The following is a 16,082-nucleotide window of genomic DNA, read 5'->3' as shown; positions in this document are numbered from 1 at the left end:
CCGCTGACGCCCCTGTAACACGTCAGACAAACCCATTTTGAAACGGCCAATACTGGCCAATGTTGGAGATTCGAACATGGCAGCCAAAGACCTCTTGAGAGTCGACGCCCTTTGCAACGAAGACCCGAAGGGCCGGATGTTCATTGACCCCCACACCCTGAAAATGACCGACCTGGGTCGCGTCACCCTCCTGCGGTGTGGCGTGGATACGGTGCGTCAGCTCTACCGGGGCCTGATACGGCCCGGCGTCATCGAACTCTTCGACAACCCGGGGACCATCGTCGAGTTCGCCGGAGAGCGGTGGCATGCCGGACGTGTCAGCAAAGACTCCGGCTACCAGTACAAGCTACAGAATGCCGACCTGGGCTTCGTCCTGCTGGTGAAGAACTTCAACTCCAAGGTCGACAGCATCGGCCCCCACGTCAAAATCGAAGTCTCCCCCCACGCCATCGACGCCCTCAGCCCCCACCGGCTACAGGCCCGCATGGACCGCTATGCCGAACACCTGCTCACCCATGTTGAGGTCAACCAGTGCGCCGTTCACCTCGCCCTGGACCTGCAGAACTGGACCCCACCCGCCGACCTCGTTGCCCGCATGCACTGCCGGGCCCGGACACACCGCGACATCTCGGGCATCAACGAAATCCAGTGGGACACCAAGTCCAGCGTCTACGGACGCGGCGAAACCTTCATGTTCGGCTCCGCCAGCGGGATTCAGCTCTGCCTCTACAACAAAACTGAGCAGGCCCGCGTCACGGACAAGCTCGACTACTGGGAAAGCGTCTGGAAGCTTCGAGACTCGTTCTGTGACGACGATCCCCACAACTACAACCCCGAGGCCGACGTCTGGCGGATCGAACTGCGCTACCACCATTCCATCGTCCAGCAATTCGCCTCCGGCTCCATCGACGCCAAGAGCGGCCAGCCCATCGACACCAAGACCTACGAAGCCTTCACCCACCACCTCGACGGCCTGTGGCGCTATGGCCTGGGTCAGTTCCGCCTGCTGGCCCGTCCCGGCTACTACGAACCCATCTGGACGCTCATCCGCAACGACGTACAGGTCGACGTCCCCGTCGATTCGCTCATCGACGAAACCGAATACAAGCGCTACCACAAGACCGCACGGGGCTTCTCGGGCAAGAACGTCGAGCTGTTCCTGGGAAACTTCGTCAGCCTGCTTGCACGGGAGCGAGTGGGCGCAAAGACCGCCTTTGAACGGCTCCAGACCTGGGAATGCTGGCCTGTGATCCGCGACCACTACGCCGCCAAGGAGATGACCTCGCACGACGTCTACAAGCACATCAAGCAACTGCTTGAGGAACGCCATGTCAGGTGGGGGAGGGCCGTGTAATGGCTGTCACGCAACTGCCTGACGGTCGTTGGCGAGTCGACACCGAACCCATCAAGGGCAAGCGTTTTCGCAAGACCTTCAAGACCAAGGGGGAGTGCCTTCGCTTTGAACGGTTCATCCGGCAAAAGCACAGCGAAGACCCCATGTGGTCACCGAAGCCAAAGGACCTGCGCAAACTCTCCGAGCTGGTTGAGCTGTGGTATGACCTTCATGGCCAGACCCTGACCAACGGCCATCGCTGCGTCGCGATTCTGCGGCTTGTGGCCAAGGCCCTTGGCAATCCTGTCGCCTCAACCCTGGAGCCCGCCAAGGTGGCCCGGCTGCGTGCTCGGCAGATCGCCAACGGCATGTCCGGCAAGTCCGCCAACAACCGCTTGGGCTACCTCAAGTCGATGTACAACGCGCTTCGCCAGCTCGGCGTCATCGACTACGAAAACCCCATCGGCCAGATGCGGCCCGTGAAGCTTCAGGAACGCCCTTTGTCGTACCTCACACGTCCGCAGATCAGCGAACTCTTGGCTGCGCTCGATGCTCGGTCCACATCGCCACACCCACGCATGGTGGCCCGTATCTGCCTCGCCACCGGTGCCCGTTGGGGCGAAGCTCAGGCACTCACCCCCGAACGCCTTCGGGGCAGTACCGTCGTGTTCTCAAACACCAAGTCAAAGCGGGTCCGGTCCGTTCCCATCAGTGATGACCTTGCCGACGCCATCCGTGCCCATTGGAAGGCTCACGGGCCCTTCACCAACTGCCTCGGCGTCTTCCGAAAGGTGCTGATTTCGACGTCTATCAAGCTTCCCAGGGGGCAGGCCAGCCACGTGCTGCGGCACACCTTCGCAAGTCACTTCGTCATGAACGGCGGGCACATCGTCACGCTCCAGAACATCCTGGGGCATGCATCGCTGTCGATGACCATGCGGTATGCACACCTTTCCCAGGATCACCTAGCCGAAGCCGTCAGGTTCAACCCGCTTGAGCCTTCTGCTTCAACGTAGCTTTCGTCTTTCTTGGAGCGTGCCGGAAAACCCGTTTCGACACTTTTTCGACACTTGCCATCCTTCAGAAACACAAAGCCCCCGAAAAACCTAGGTTCTTCAGGGGCTTAGCGTTTTGGAATCTGGAGCGGGCGAAGGGAATCGAACCCTCGTCATGAGCTTGGGAAGCTCAGGTAATGCCATTATACGACGCCCGCTTGCGAGGCCGACTTTTTACCAGAAGTCGTGGCCGAAATGAAGCCCCGCCCCTGAACCTTCCGTGATGAAACGCACCTTGCCGGCCGCCTGCGTCGGGCGCTGGCGGCCGGGTGTGCGCGTCATACGGCCATGGCCTGCGGGCCCAGGCCGTGGAGGACGCGGGGCTGCTGGCTGCGGGTGGGGGCGTTGAGGAAGCCCAGCAGGACGTCCTGGGTCTGCTGCCAGCCGGCCTTGTGCTCCAGGTCGATGAAGTGGCCGGCGTTGCGGATGGTGGCGAACTGGCAGTCGCGCACGTGGCGGGCGAAGCCGCGGGCGTCCTCGGGGGAGGTGTAGAGGTCGTGCTCGCCGTTGATGAACAGCAGGGGGATGTCCACGGCCTGCAGGCAGTCGACGTAGCAGTGGGCGTCGAGGTTGAGCACCTGGCGGATGTGGAAGTGCATCTGCAGGTATTCGTGGTCGTCGAGGCTGGCGACGTGCTTGTGGTTGAAGCGCTTGAACAGGGCCGGCAGGTAGCGGCCGATGGTGGCGTTGACCAACTGCGCGACGTTCTCCCGGTCCAGGGCCTGGAGGTGGGTCATGCCGTTGCGCAGGTAGTCGAGCATCGGTTCGTTGAGCACCGGCGAAAAGGAGTTGATCACCGCCTTGCGGATGCGCGCCGGGTTCTGCGACAGGGCCAGCAGGGTGGCGACGCCGCCCCAGGAGAAGGAGGAGACGTAGTCCACCTGGTGGTGCTCGATGAGCGCGAGGAGGATCTCGGCCTCGGCTTCCTTGGTGACGGGGCTGCCGTGGTCGTTGTGGGGTTTGGACTGGCCGGCGTAGGGCTGGTCGTAGAGCACGACGTTGAACTGCGGGTGCAGGTACTTGACCGTCTGCGCGAACGAGGCCGTGGTGGCGAGGGAGCCGTTGACCAGGATGATGGTCCGGCTGGCCTGCGGGTTGGCGTAGAACTCCGTGTGAACCTTGTACTTCCTGTTGACTGTGACGACTTGGGTTTGAGGCCTCATGTCGTTTCCTCCGGGCGCAGGTTGGACGAGCGGGCGATGGGGGCATCGTTCGCGGCGCATGGCAGTCAGATAAACGCCTGGAGATGACAGGGGAATGTCAGGCGAGGATTTTTATAATTATTTATTTTTCAATGATTTACAGCGAAAAAGGGTGGCCGTTCCAGCGCCGCTGAGGGGCGTTGGAGTGGGTCCTTTGACCAGGCAGGTGGAACAGGGCAGGGCGCGTGCGCCGGTACAGCGGGTCGCTTGGAAGGTCGTTGTGACTCATTGGTCACACTCTGACCTTGGGTTGGGAGTTAAGCAGCCGCGTTTTCCGCCCGCAAGCCTCTGGCCGAAAAAAATCCTGCAGTTGGTCGGCTACCTGGCCACGGAGCTGTGAGTGGGGGCGGGGGCGAAAGGTTCGGGAGATCGGGCGGCCGCTGGTCGGGCTTCAGAACAGGGCGATCTCGTCCGGCGTGAGGGCGCGGTACTGGCCGGGGCCCAGGGCCGGGTCCAGCGGCAGGTCGCCCATGCGCTCGCGGTGCAGGCCGACGACCTTGTTGCGGAAGTGGCCGAACATGCGCTTGACCTGGTGGTAGCGCCCTTCGTGCAGGGTGAGGCGGGCCTGGCGCGGGGCGAGGATTTCCAGCTGGGCGGGACGGGTGACGAGGTCTTCGTAGGCGAAGTAGAGGCCGGCGGCGAAGGCGGCGATGCAGGCAGGGTCGATCTCGTCTTCGGTCTCCACGCGGTAGACCTTGGGCTGCTTGGTTTCGGGCTGGGTCACGCGGCGCGACCAGAGGCCGTCGTTGGTGATCAGCAGCAGCCCGGTGGTGGTGAGGTCGAGGCGGCCGCCCAGGTGCAGTTCGTGCTTGTCGGGCTCGTCCAGCAGGTCGAGCACGGTGGGGTGTTCGTCGTGGCAGGTGGCGCTCACCCAGCCGGCTGGCTTGTGCAGCATGAAGTAGCGGGCGGGCTTGCCGGGCTGGATCTCGCGGGCGTCGAGGGTGACGCGGTCGAACACGCGCACTTCGCGCCGGGCGTCGCGCTCGGGGGCGCCGTTGACCTGTACGCGGCCGGCGGCCAGGGCGAGGCGGGCGTCCTGGCGGTTGAGGTCGGGGAGGTTGCCCAGCAGGCGGTCGAGGCGCATCAGGCGGGCTCGTCGTCGGCGCGCAGGCGGGCGCAGCGGGGGCACAGGCAGGCGCGGTCGCGGGCCTCCAGCGGCACCTGGCGCAGAGCCTCGGGGTCGATCTCGGCGCTGAAGCACCAGCACGGCTGGGCGTCGCCACGGGCGAGGCTGCACTGGTTGGGCTGGCCGCAGAGCGGGCAACGGGCGGGGTCGAGGGGCTGGCTCATGGGACGGGCGTCGGGTTTCGGCGCGCTAGGGTGCAGTGGGGTGGGCGGGGATGCAAGCCGCAGCGGGCCGACGGTCGGTCAGGCGCCTGCCGGGCCTCTGGCCGGGGCGCTGCGGCGGCACAGGGGCAAGCCGCTGGGCGGCGGAGCGTGCCCAACGTGAAGGAAGCTGCATCGAATGACTGGCGCAACGAGTAGAATCTTCGGCATTGTGCCCGTCGTCGCTCGGACTCGATCGATGAACGTGTAGGAAAAACCTGTTGTCTACCCAACATCGTCACCACTCAGCGGAATAGAGACGAACGTGTCCACTCAAATCAACGCGGTCAATAAAGCCAAGGCCTGGTCGGCCCACGGCGTCACTGCCACCGGTGTGGTGCTGGCCCTGATGGCCATCCTGGCGCTCTTCGACAACCAACCCCGTGACTGCCTGTTGTGGCTCGGCGCGGCGTTGCTGGTGGACGGCCTGGACGGCAGTTTCGCGCGCAAGGTCCAGACCAGCACCATGCTGCCGAACTTCGACGGTTCGACGCTGGACCTGGTGATCGACTACCTCACCTACGTGTTCATCCCCGCCATCTTCATCTATCGCTACGTGCCGCTGCCGGACTACACCGTGCTGCCCACGGTGAGCCTGATCCTGGTGTCGTCGCTGTTCTGCTTCTGCAACCTGAACATGAAGAGCAGCGACAACTACTTCGTCGGCTTCCCCGCCGCCTGGAACGTGGTGGCGCTGTACCTCTACCTGCTGGACCTGCCGCCGGTGGTGAGCTTCGGCATCATCTGCGTGCTGGCCGCGCTGACCCTGACCAAGCTGAAGTTCCTGCACCCCTTCCGGGTGAAGCGCCTGATGCCGCTGAACATCACCGTGACCTTCGTGTGGATGCTGAGCAGCATGTTCCTGGTCATCCAGTACCCGGGCATGAAGCCGATGATGCTGGTGCTGTGGGGCCTGTCCTCGGCCTACTTCGTGGGCGTGTGCCTGTGGCGCAGCCTGATGGACTGGACCGGCAAGCTCCGCGCCTGAGCCGGTTGGTGGTGAAAGAGCCCGTCCTTGTGACGGGCTTTTTCGTGGGGCATCGGCGGCCCGGCAGCGCGAGGGCCGGTTCGGCTGACGGCGCGGCGGCTTGCCTATATCCTTCACGCCTCGTTATCCACCCCAGGACTTCCTTGCCATGAAAGCGCAGCTCGTCGAACTCATCACCAAAATCAGCTCGGGTTGCATGACCGAGCAAGAGATCGAGCAGATCGCCGACGAAGCGGCCCAGGCCTATGCCGACCCGGAAGCCTTCCTCGCGGCCAATCCCGACATCAACTACGACGACACCTTCACCATCCCCCTCGGCGAGTGGGTGGTGGTGGGCAGCCTGCCGGAGACCGTGCTGTTCCACGCGGACGACTACCCGGAGCTGCTGAGCCAGATCATCGCCTCCTTCGGCCCGAGCGTGACCTTCAACATCCAACCCAAGCAATTGAAGAAGGTCGAGCCGCTGCGCGCGGTGCGCAGCATCCAGGTGCAGCTCAGCGCCCTCTACCCGGAGAAGGGCGGCTACGTGCTGGTGGGCTTCAGCGACCCGATGGAAGAGGGCGTGCTGCAGGCCGTGCTGGTCTACACCCAGGACCTGCCGCGCGTGCTGGAGCTGGCCGAAGAGCTGGGCATCGAGGCCGTGGCCGTCTACGAGGCCATGCAGGGCGCCCAGGACGACGCCTGAGGCATGCGGGGGCGGCGTCATTCGCGAAGGCCCGGTGCCTGGGCACTTCGCGGTCGAGCCCGCCTCCACAGGCGGCAAATTGTTTAGCGCCGCCTGAACCAAAGATAGGAAAAACTGGATTTTAAGCACCCATGGGGGCGTGCGAGTCTCCGGGGCATCCTTGTTTTCGGCACCTTCCCGATGGGTTCGACCCGCACAACCGCCCCCGTATCGCACACGCCGCCCCACCTGGGCAGCGTGCGCTGGCGGTGCCGCCGGTGGCCGGCCCTGACCCGCGTCTCCCTCCCTCTCGAACTGGCCTTCTGGGCGCTCTGGCACTGCCGCCACGCGCGCCCGCCGGATAGCGCACCTGCCTGATCGCGGCCCACGCGCCGCACCGTGACTATCGTTGACCTTGCCCGCCTGCACAGCCTTTGCATGGCCAGGGACGGGACCATTTCGCGCGCCACAGGGCGCAGAGGGAGCCACATGACATTCGCCAGAGCGCAGGAAGCCCAGGACTTCCTGGACCAGAACCCGGACATCGACACCTTCGAGCTGTTCATCCTCGACGCCAACGGCGTGCCGCGCGGCAAGCTGCTGCACCGCGAGGAACTGCTCGCCGTCTACCAGAGCGGCCGGCCGCTGCCGAGCACCATCCTGGGGCTCACCCTCAACGGCGAGGACGTGGAGGACTCCGGCCTGGTCTGGGACGTGGGCGACATCGACTGCCGCGCCTACCCGCTGCCCGGCAGCCTGGTGCGCCTGCCCTGGCGGCGCATGCCCACCGCCGCGCTGCAGGTGTGCATGCACCCGGAAGAGGGCATGCCGGCGGCCATCGCCGACCCGCGCCACCTGCTGGTGCAGGTGATCGACCAGCTCAAGGCCGACGGCTACCACCCGGTGATGGCCTGCGAACTGGAGTTCTACCTGCTGGACCAGAAGAACGACGCCCAGGGCCGCCCGCAACCGGCGCTGGACACCGACGGCCGCCGCCCGCGCACCACCCAGGTCTACGGCCTGCGCGAGCTGGAGCAGATCGAGCCGTTCCTCGCCGACCTCTACGCCGCCTGCAAGGCCCAGGGCATCCCGGCGCGCACCGCCATCTCCGAGTACGCCCCGGGCCAGGTGGAGATCACCCTGGAGCACGGCGACGCGCTCACCGCCATGGACCAGGCAGTGCGCTACAAGCGCCTGGTCAAGGGCGTGGCCAATGCCCACGGCATGCGCGCCTGCTTCATGGCCAAGCCCTTCGACCACCTGGCCGGCACCGGCATGCACATGCACGTCAGCCTGGCCGACGCTCAGGGCCGCAACCTGTTCGCCAGCGAAGACCCGGCCGGCACCCCGCTGCTGCGCCTGGCCGTGGGCGGCATGCTCGACTCGCTGCTGGATTCGCTGCTGCTGTTCTGCCCCAACGCCAACTCCTACCGCCGCTTCCAGGCCAACAGCTACGCTCCGCTGGCGCCCACCTGGGGTGTGGACAACCGCACCGTGAGCCTGCGCGTACCGGGCGGCCCGGCGGCCAGCCGGCACGTGGAACACCGCATCTGCGGCGCCGACGCCAACCCCTACCTGGCGGCGGCCGCCATCCTCGCCGGCATCCACCGCGGCCTGCGCGACGAGATCGACCCCGGCGAACCGGTCCAGGGCAACGGCTATGCCCAGGCCACCGAGCGCCTGCCCACCGACTGGCTCACCGCCCTGCGCGCCCTGGAGGCGTCCACCTGGGCCCGCGAAGCGTTCGGCGAGGCCTTCCTCGGTGTGTACCTGGCTGTGAAGCGCGCCGAGTACCGCCAGTTCATGGCCGAAGTCAGCGAGCAGGACTGGCGCTGGTACATGGACCAGGCCTGACCCTTTTTTGCGCGGGCCGCCGGGCGGCCTGCACCCGTTGGATGCCCCCGCAGGGGCACTGAAGGAATGACCCGATGAATGCTGCACTGAAGAACACCGCCAGCGCCGAGCGCTGCCGCTCCTACTACACCGCCACCCTCAACCAGGAGACCGACTACCCCACCCTGACCGGCACGGTCGAAGCGGACGTAGTCATCATCGGCGGCGGTTTCACCGGCGTCGCCACCGCCGTCGAGCTGGCCGAGCGCGGGCTCAAGGTGGCCCTGGTGGAAGCCAAGAAGATCGGCTGGGGCGCCACCGGCCGCAACGGCGGCCAGGTCACCGGCAGCCTCTCCGGCGACGAGGCCATGCGCAAGCAGATGCGCCAGCGCCTGGGCAAGGAGGTGGATGACTTCATCTGGAACCTGCGCTGGCGTGGCCACGAGATCATCAAGCAACGCGTCGCCCGCTACGGCATCCAGTGCGACCTCAAGCACGGTCACCTGCACGCGGCGATGAAGCCCGCGCACATGGACGAGCTGAAGGCCTCCTACGAGGAAGCCCTGGCCCGTGGCATGGAAGGGGAGGTGACCCTGCTGGACGCCGCCGGCATGCGCAGCCACCTGGAGAGCGACCTGTACCTGGGCGCGCTGAAGAACACCCGCAACATGCACCTGCACCCGCTGAACCTGTGCCTGGGCGAGGCCCGCGCGGCCGAGAGCCTGGGGGCGATGATCTTCGAACACTCCGAGGTGCTGGAGATCGTCCACGGGCCGCGCCCGGCGGTGGTCACCGCCCAGGGCCGGGTCAACGCCGGGCAGGTGCTGCTGGCCGGCGATGTCTACCACAAGCTGGAGCGCAAGAAGCTCAAGGGCATGATCTTCCCGGCCATGGGCGGCATCGTCACCACCCGCCCGCTGGGCGAGGTCGCCGACCAGATCAACCCGCAGGACCTGGCCGTCTACGACTGCCGCTTCGTGCTCGACTACTACCGCCTCACCGCCGACAAGCGCCTGCTGCTGGGCGGCGGCGCCAACTACTCCGGACGTGACTCGCGGGACATCGCCGCCGAACTGCGCCCGGCCATCGAGCGCACCTTCCCCCGGCTCAAGGGCGTGGAGATCGAGTTCCAGTGGAGCTGCGCCATGGGCATCGTCATCAACCGCATCCCGCAGCTGGGCAAGCTCTCGCCCAATGTCTGGTACTGCCAGGGCTACTCCGGCCACGGCGTCGCCACCACCCACATCATGGGCGAGATCATGGCCGAGGCCATGACCGGCACCCTGGGGCGCTTCGACACCTTCGCCGGCTGCTCCCACATCAAGGTCCCCATGGGCGACGTGTTCGGCAACCCCATGCTCGCCGTGGGCATGTGGTACTACCAGATGCTGGAAAAACTCCGCTAAAACCCCGTAGCCCGGGCTTCAGCCCGGGTGGCCCGTGCCGACCGCATGGGCTTCGCCGAGCTCAGCCCATCCTACGTGGGCCTTGCCCGCTCCTTGTGGGAGCGGTTTCAACCGCGAAGTTTGGTGGCACCGGACTTGATCACGTATGAATTCACTCCCACAGGGCACGGTATCTGTAGGGGCGAATTCATTCGCCAAGGAGCGCGCAGCGCTCCCCCCGCCCTCGCGATCTACCCCCGCTGCGCCTTGAGGAACAGCGAGAACAGCTCCGACTGCGACTTGATCCCGAGCTTGGCGTAGATGTGCTTGCGGTGGACCTTCACCGTCTCCGCCGAGATGGCCAGCTTGCGCGCCACTTCCTTGCTGGAGCAGCCGCTGAGCATCAGCCGGGCGACCTCCAGCTCGCGGGCGGTGAGGGCGCTTTCCACCTGCTGGCCCACCTGTTCCAGCTGCACCGCCCAGTTCGGCGCCGGTTGCGGGGTGCTGGCCAGGCGTTCGGCCTCGAAGGCCAGGCGCTGACGCATCAGCCCCACCACCCAGGGTTCCACCAGGCTCAACAGCGCGATCTGCTCGGGGGTGAAGGCCTGGCGCGAACCAAGGGACAGGCACAGGGTGCGCCCGCCCTCCAGCGGCACGTTGAACTGCAGCTCGTCGGTCACCACGTTGAGGCGGTGGTAGCGCTGGTAGTAGTCGGTCTGCTCGAAGCATTCCGGCGCCACGTCGGCCAGGCGCAGCAGGCCGCCACGGTTGCTTTCGCGGCTGTGGATGTAGAACGGGTCCAGCAGGTAGAGGCCGTCCAGGTAGTCCTGGAACAGCAGATCCGGCTCGCCGTCCTCGCCCGGGCATTCGGCGAACACCAGGGGCCGGCCTTCGCTGAACAGCAGCGCCACCCAGCTGTCGTGGGGCACGTACTGGCCGAGAGTGCGCACCAGCGCCACCCAGAAACCCGGGGCGTCCAGCGACTCGATCAGTTGCCCCACCGAGCGGTGCCAGGCGATGTCCTGCAGGCTCAACGTCATGCTTCTACCCCTGATGGGTTACCACGCGGGCGTGATTTCACCGAAGGCGCCGGGGGTTCCATACTGCGCGAACACCGGGACCGACGCAGCGCGCATTCTGACCGTTTTGCGCCAGCAGGTCTTGCGCAACGACAAGAATCAGGAGTGCCCATGAAGGTCGAACTCGTCCAGCTCACCGGTCGTGACGGCGATACCGCCCACAACCTCGCCGCTGCCCTGGAAGCCATCGCCGCCTGCGCCGCCGACACCGACCTGGTGGTGTTCCCGGAGACCCACCTGATGGGCTTCCCCACCGCCGAGAACATCGCCGCCGTCGCCGAACCGCTGGATGGCCCCACCGTCCAGGCCGTGCAGCGCGCCGCCCGCGAGCGCGACGTCGCCGTGGCCATCGGCATCGCCGAGAACGACGCCGGCACCTACTACAACACCACCCTGCTGATCACCCCCGAAGGCATCGCCCTGACGTACCGCAAGACCCACCTGTGGGCCTCCGACCGCGGCATCTTCACCCCCGGCGACCGCTACGCCACCTGCCTGTACAAGGGCGTGCGCGTGGGCCTGCTGATCTGCTTCGACATCGAGTTCCCCGAGAGCGCACGCGCCCTTGGCCAGCTCGGCGTCGAGCTGATCATCGTCACCAACGGCAACATGGACCCCTACGGCCCCACCCACCGCACCGCCATCATGGGCCGCGCCATGGAGAACCAGGCCTTCGCCGTGATGGTGAACCGCGTGGGCGAGGGCGACGGCGGGCTGGTGTTCGCCGGTGGCAGTGCCGTGGTCGACCCCTTCGGCCAGCTGCTGCTGGAAGCCGGGCGCGAGGCGTGCCGGCAGGTCATCGAACTGGACCTGGCCCAGCTCGCCGCCGCCCGCAGCGACTACCGCTACCTCGACGAACGCCGCCTGCACCTGCCCGGCCGGCTGGTCGAGCACGAGGACGGCCTGCGCGAGTGGCTGATCCCCTGAATCACGATCTGACGGGCGCCTGCAGGGCGCCCGCTTGGCCGCCCGTTCGAGGCGGTCGCTCCACCTTCGCCGACTTCGGCTCTGCCATAACAACCAACAATTCGGAGTAGCAGTAATGGCTCGTCTTCAGCGCACCCTGTCGCTGGGGTCCGTGGTGCTGTTCGGCATCGCGTACATGACCCCGATCATCGTCCTCGGCACCTTCGGCATCCTCGCCGACGTCACCCAGGGCCTGGTGCCCGCCGCCTACGTGGCCGCGTCCCTGGCCATGCTGTTCACCGCGCTGAGCTACGCGCGGATGGCCGCCGCCTTCCCGGTGGCCGGTTCGGCCTACACCTACGTGCGCAAATCCATCAGCCCCAAGCTGGGCTTCCTCGCCGGCTGGGCGGTGCTGCTGGACTACCTGTTCCTGCCCATGGCCATCTGGCTGATCGGCGCGGCCTACCTGCACTCGGCCTTCCCCGACGTGCCCCAGGCGCTCTGGGTGCTGGCCTTCATCGGCGTCACCACGGCCATCAACGTGGTCGGGCTGAAGCTGGCGAAGACCGTCAACGGTGCGCTGATGCTGGTGCAGTTCCTGGTGCTGCTGGCCTTCGTCGCGCTCTGCGTGCACTACGTGCTGGGCGATGCGAGCAAGCCGCTGTGGTCCCTGGCGCCCTTCGTCGGTGAGGGCCTGAACCTGCCGCTGGTGATGAGCGGCGCGGCCATCGCCTGCTACTCCTTCCTCGGCTTCGATGCGGTGAGCACCCTCACCGAAGAGACCCGCGACCCGCGCCGGACCATTCCCAGGGCGATCCTGCTGATCACCCTGATCGGCGGGCTGATCTTTATCGCCACCTCCTACTTCGTGCAGCTGGCGCACCCATCCATCGAGTTCCAGAGCGCGGATTCGGCGGCCTACGAGATTGCCCGCAACATCGGTGGCGATGTGTTCGTCTCGGTGTTCCTCATCGGCCTGATCGTCGGCCAGTTCACCTCGGGCCTCTCCGCCCAGGCCAGCGCCTCGCGCCTGCTATTCGCCATGGGCCGCGACGGCGTGCTGCCGCAATCCCTGTTCGGCCGCCTCAGCGAGCGCTTCGGCACCCCGGTGGGCAGCATCGTGCTGTGCGGCGTGGTGGCCCTGCTGGCGCTGAAGATGGACGTGACCACCTCCACCTCCTTCATCAACTTCGGCGCCTTCCTGGCCTTCAGCCTGGTGAACCTGTCGGTGATCTTCCACTACTGGCTGCGCAGCGATCAGCGCGGCCCGCGCGAGGCGCTGCTGTTCGTGGTCTGCCCGCTGATCGGCATGGTCTCCACCCTGTGGCTGATGATCAGCCTCGATCACCTGGCGATCATCCTCGGCCTCTCCTGGCTGGCCCTGGGCGTGATCTACCTCGCCTGGCTCACCGGCGGCTTCCGCCGCCAGCCGCCGGAGCTGCACTTCGAAGAGGCTTGAGGTCAGCTGCTGCGGGCGACGCTGAGGGTGGGCTGAAGCCCGCCCTACGCGCGGATGTCCGGGTTACCGCAGCGGAGCGATTTTGGGTGGGAGCGAATTCATTCGCGAAAGCAGACCGGAGGGCTGCCTGTCGGTTCCTGGCCGCTGGGGAGTTCATCGCGAATGAATTCGCTCCCCACAGGTTGGGATGCCGCATGTGGCCCGTAGGAGCGAGCTCTGCTCGCGAAGCCTTTGGCGGTGCTGTGCACTGCTTGGCGACTGAAGTCGCCCCTACAGGTGCGATGCCGGGCCCTACCCGCGTGCGAGCGCGCGGGTAGGGGAGAGGGTCAGGCCGGGTGGGTCTGGCCGAGGGGGGCGCCTTTGCGCTGGCGGGGCGGGGTGTCGGCTTCCGAGGGGCCGTCGTCCCGTTCGGCGGCGGACAGCTCGCTGGCGCGGTGCCCGGTGATGCGCAGCAGGGCCAGGGTGCACACCAAAGACACCACCGCGTAGAGCGCCGAGGCGATGGCCACGCCGACGATGCTGCCGGTGGAGTTGAGGATCCACTGGGCCAGCAGCGGGGTGCCGCCACCCACCAGCAGGGAGCACAACTGGTAGGCCAGCGACAGGCCGGAGTAGCGCACCCGGGTGGGGAAGGCGCGGGCCAGAATGCCGCCGATGGCGCCATAGAACATGGCGTGGGGGATGGTCGCCAGGCACATGCCGACGGCGGCGATCCAGTACACGTTGGTCTCCACGGCGAAGAACATCGCCGGCATCAGGATGAACTCCGGCAGCACCATGATCGCCACCGCCTTGCGCATGTCGATGCGGGTGGTCAGCAGCGCGCCGAGGGGCTGGCTGATGAACTGCACCACCAGCGCGATGACGATGATGCTGAGGAAGGTGCTCTGGCTGTAGCCCAGGGTCTTGGTGGCCCAGGACAGGGCGAAGGTGCTCTTGAAGTAGGTGACGTGGATCACCGGCAGCGTCCCCGCGCCCAGCAGCACCACCAGCCAGTGTTTGCGCAGCACTTCGAGGATCGGCAGCTTGGCGGTCTTCTTCTCGCGCATCAGCCGCTGCATGTCCGCCGACTCTTCCAGGGTCAGGCGGATCACCATGCCGACGATCACCAGCGCCGCCGAAAGCAGGAAGGGAATGCGCCAGCCCCATTGCAGGAAGTCCGGCATCGGCAGGCTGCTGAGGGCGAAGAAGGCCAGGGTCGCCAGCAGGTTGCCGGTGGGCGAACCCTGCTGGGCGAAGGCGGCGTAGAGGATGCCCTTGCCCTTGGGCGCGCTCTCGCTGGCGATGAGGATGGCGCCACCCCACTCGCCGCCGACGGCGATGCCCTGCAGCACCCGCAGGCACACCAGCGTCACCGGCGCCCAGACGCCGATCTGCGCATAGGTGGGCAGCAGGCCGATGCCGGTGGTGGCCAGGCCCATCATCACCAGGGTGATGACCAGGGTGGTCTTGCGGCCGATGCGGTCGCCCAGGTGGCCGAAGATGATGCCGCCCAGGGGCCGGGCGATGAAGCCGGACCAGAGCGTGGCGAAGGACAGCAGGGTGGCGACGCCCGGGTCCATGTCGGCGGGGAAGAACACCTTGCCGAACACCAGCGCGGCGGCCAGGCCGTAGATGTAGAAGTCGTACCACTCGATGGTGGTGCCGATGAAGGAGGCGATGCCGGCCTTGCGGGCCTTGCGATGTTGCTCCTGGAGGGAGGTCGTGTGCATGGAGTCCACCTGTCTTGTTCTTGTTGTCGGATGCGCGCCGGCGTGCCCGGCCAGCGGGGCTGGCGGACAGGGTGGCGAAACGCGCACGGCTTTGGACTCGAGTCGAGCCGGAGTCTAGGAGGGGCCCCGGCAAATCAATAGTCGTTTGTTCTTATGGCGTGATAAGCGGGGTCGTATCGCCTTCGCCCGCTGTCGCCGCGCGGAGCACATCGAGGAACAGCCGTGCGGCGCGGGGTGGATTCTCCTCCATCAGCAGGGCATGGATTTCCGACGGCCCGCCGGGTTGCTCGATGCTCACGCAGCTCACCTGGGGGCTCCAGGCGCGGCACAGGGGCTCGGGCAGCAGGGCCACGCCCATGTCGTGGGCGACCATGGCCACGATGGTTTGCCACAGGCGCGCCTCGTGGCGGATCTGCGGGCTGAAGCCGGCCCCCACGCAGCGGGCGATGATCAGGTCGTGGTAATGCGGCGACACGTTTCGCGGAAAGAGGATGAAGGGCTCGTCGCGCAGTTCCGACAGGTCCACCCGCTCGCGGCCGGCAAGCCGGTGGTTCGGCGGCAGGCAGCAGAGGAAGGGGTCGGCCCGCAGCCGCTCGGACACCAGCCCCGCCGGCACGATGCCTCGGTGGGCGAGGCCGACGTCGATCTGCCCGCGCAGCAGCGCCTGGGGCTGCTCGGCGCTGTTCATCTCCTGCAGCACCACCTCCTGGCCCGGGTGCTCGGCCTCGAAGCGGCGCACAGCCGCCGGCAGGCCCTGGTAGAGCATGGAGCTGACGAACCCCACCCGCACGCGGCCGAGTGCGCCCTGGGCCGAGCGCAGGGTCAGGCGCCGTGCCTGCTCGGCCTGCAGCAGCAGGTTGCGGGCTTCGTCCAGCAGCACCTGGCCGGCCGGGGTCAGGGCCACCGACTTGTTGGTGCGCAGCAGCAACTGCACGCCGAGCTGTTCCTCCAGCTTCTTGATGTCGAACGACAGGGCCGGCTGGGAGATGAACAGCCGCGCCGCAGCACGGCCGAAATGCAGTTCCTCGGCCACGGCGACGAAGTTGCGGAGCTGCCTGAGATCCATGGAATGGGCGCCTTCTACGATATTTTTTACTTATCGTAGGTGCTTTTATTTGTATTGGATACTTATCGAACGGG

14 protein-coding genes and 1 tRNA gene are annotated in these 16,082 nt (G+C 66.5%); 8 read left to right on the top strand and 7 right to left on the bottom strand.

Annotated features, from left to right (window positions below; translation table 11 throughout):
- Nucleotides 1-76 precede the first annotated feature (76 nt).
- Both PotMrB4_RS22135 and PotMrB4_RS22130 read left to right on the top strand, forming a co-directional pair.
- Entirely contained in the window at nucleotides 77-1,354 is a 1,278-nt protein-coding gene (locus PotMrB4_RS22135; protein WP_172434488.1) for a hypothetical protein, read from the top strand.
- Nucleotides 1,354-2,349: a phage integrase gene (locus PotMrB4_RS22130; protein WP_172434487.1), complete on the top strand. Its 996-nt coding sequence runs from the start codon at nucleotides 1,354-1,356 to the stop codon at nucleotides 2,347-2,349. The genes PotMrB4_RS22135 and PotMrB4_RS22130 overlap by 1 nt, the downstream gene beginning before the upstream one ends.
- A 123-nt stretch (nucleotides 2,350-2,472) precedes the next feature.
- Here PotMrB4_RS22130 and PotMrB4_RS22125 read toward each other — a convergent pair.
- The 4 genes from PotMrB4_RS22125 to PotMrB4_RS22110 all read right to left on the bottom strand — a co-directional run bounded on the left by PotMrB4_RS22125 (nucleotide 2,473) and on the right by PotMrB4_RS22110 (nucleotide 4,880).
- Nucleotides 2,473-2,546, bottom strand: a tRNA-Gly gene (locus PotMrB4_RS22125).
- Between the two features lie 120 nt (nucleotides 2,547-2,666).
- Nucleotides 2,667-3,551, bottom strand: coding sequence for an alpha/beta fold hydrolase (locus PotMrB4_RS22120; protein ID WP_172434486.1), 885 nt, complete (start codon nucleotides 3,549-3,551; stop codon nucleotides 2,667-2,669).
- 430 nt (nucleotides 3,552-3,981) lie between these two features.
- A complete protein-coding gene (locus PotMrB4_RS22115) occupies nucleotides 3,982-4,674 on the bottom strand; it encodes a 16S rRNA pseudouridine(516) synthase (protein WP_069564330.1) in 693 nt (230 codons plus the stop codon).
- Nucleotides 4,674-4,880: a cysteine-rich CWC family protein gene (locus PotMrB4_RS22110; protein ID WP_172434485.1), complete on the bottom strand. Its 207-nt coding sequence runs from the start codon at nucleotides 4,878-4,880 to the stop codon at nucleotides 4,674-4,676. The genes PotMrB4_RS22115 and PotMrB4_RS22110 overlap by 1 nt, the downstream gene beginning before the upstream one ends.
- A gap of 301 nt (nucleotides 4,881-5,181) precedes the next feature.
- Between PotMrB4_RS22110 and pcsA the strand changes: the two genes are divergently transcribed.
- The 4 genes from pcsA to PotMrB4_RS22090 all read left to right on the top strand — a co-directional run bounded on the left by pcsA (nucleotide 5,182) and on the right by PotMrB4_RS22090 (nucleotide 9,807).
- On the top strand, nucleotides 5,182-5,904 hold the full coding sequence (gene pcsA, locus PotMrB4_RS22105) for a phosphatidylcholine synthase (RefSeq protein ID WP_074973369.1): 723 nt from the start codon (nucleotides 5,182-5,184) through the stop codon (nucleotides 5,902-5,904).
- Between the two features lie 148 nt (nucleotides 5,905-6,052).
- Nucleotides 6,053-6,589, top strand: a complete 537-nt coding sequence (locus tag PotMrB4_RS22100) for a hypothetical protein (protein ID WP_044400139.1) — start codon at nucleotides 6,053-6,055, stop codon at nucleotides 6,587-6,589.
- A gap of 468 nt (nucleotides 6,590-7,057) precedes the next feature.
- Complete coding sequence (locus PotMrB4_RS22095; protein WP_044400141.1) at nucleotides 7,058-8,422, top strand: glutamine synthetase family protein; 1,365 nt, start codon at nucleotides 7,058-7,060, stop codon at nucleotides 8,420-8,422.
- 74 nt (nucleotides 8,423-8,496) lie between these two features.
- A complete protein-coding gene (locus PotMrB4_RS22090; protein ID WP_160482809.1) occupies nucleotides 8,497-9,807 on the top strand; it encodes an NAD(P)/FAD-dependent oxidoreductase in 1,311 nt (436 codons plus the stop codon).
- Between the two features lie 230 nt (nucleotides 9,808-10,037).
- On the opposite strand, the gene PotMrB4_RS22085 is transcribed toward PotMrB4_RS22090, so the two are convergent.
- The gene (locus tag PotMrB4_RS22085) at nucleotides 10,038-10,826 is read right to left on the bottom strand and encodes a helix-turn-helix transcriptional regulator (protein WP_142015153.1); all 789 of its coding nucleotides are present in this window, start codon (nucleotides 10,824-10,826) and stop codon (nucleotides 10,038-10,040) included.
- A gap of 150 nt (nucleotides 10,827-10,976) precedes the next feature.
- Between PotMrB4_RS22085 and PotMrB4_RS22080 the strand changes: the two genes are divergently transcribed.
- Both PotMrB4_RS22080 and PotMrB4_RS22075 read left to right on the top strand, forming a co-directional pair.
- The gene (locus PotMrB4_RS22080; RefSeq protein ID WP_172434484.1) at nucleotides 10,977-11,792 is read left to right on the top strand and encodes a carbon-nitrogen hydrolase family protein; all 816 of its coding nucleotides are present in this window, start codon (nucleotides 10,977-10,979) and stop codon (nucleotides 11,790-11,792) included.
- A gap of 115 nt (nucleotides 11,793-11,907) precedes the next feature.
- The gene (locus PotMrB4_RS22075; protein WP_044400153.1) at nucleotides 11,908-13,230 is read left to right on the top strand and encodes an APC family permease; all 1,323 of its coding nucleotides are present in this window, start codon (nucleotides 11,908-11,910) and stop codon (nucleotides 13,228-13,230) included.
- 326 nt (nucleotides 13,231-13,556) lie between these two features.
- On the opposite strand, the gene PotMrB4_RS22070 is transcribed toward PotMrB4_RS22075, so the two are convergent.
- Nucleotides 13,557-14,942 carry an MFS transporter gene (locus PotMrB4_RS22070; RefSeq protein WP_142015159.1) on the bottom strand — a complete coding sequence of 462 codons (1,386 nt, stop codon included), beginning with the start codon at nucleotides 14,940-14,942 and terminating at the stop codon, nucleotides 13,557-13,559.
- Between the two features lie 151 nt (nucleotides 14,943-15,093).
- On the bottom strand, nucleotides 15,094-16,008 hold the full coding sequence (locus tag PotMrB4_RS22065) for a LysR family transcriptional regulator (protein ID WP_142015162.1): 915 nt from the start codon (nucleotides 16,006-16,008) through the stop codon (nucleotides 15,094-15,096).
- Between the last annotated feature and the right edge of the window lie 74 nt (nucleotides 16,009-16,082).

The sequence above is a fragment of the Metapseudomonas otitidis genome (assembly GCF_011397855.1).
Classification (GTDB): domain Bacteria; phylum Pseudomonadota; class Gammaproteobacteria; order Pseudomonadales; family Pseudomonadaceae; genus Metapseudomonas; species Metapseudomonas otitidis.
The sequence above is the reverse complement of the archived record's forward strand: the minus strand, read 5'-3'. Positions and strand labels throughout refer to the sequence as shown.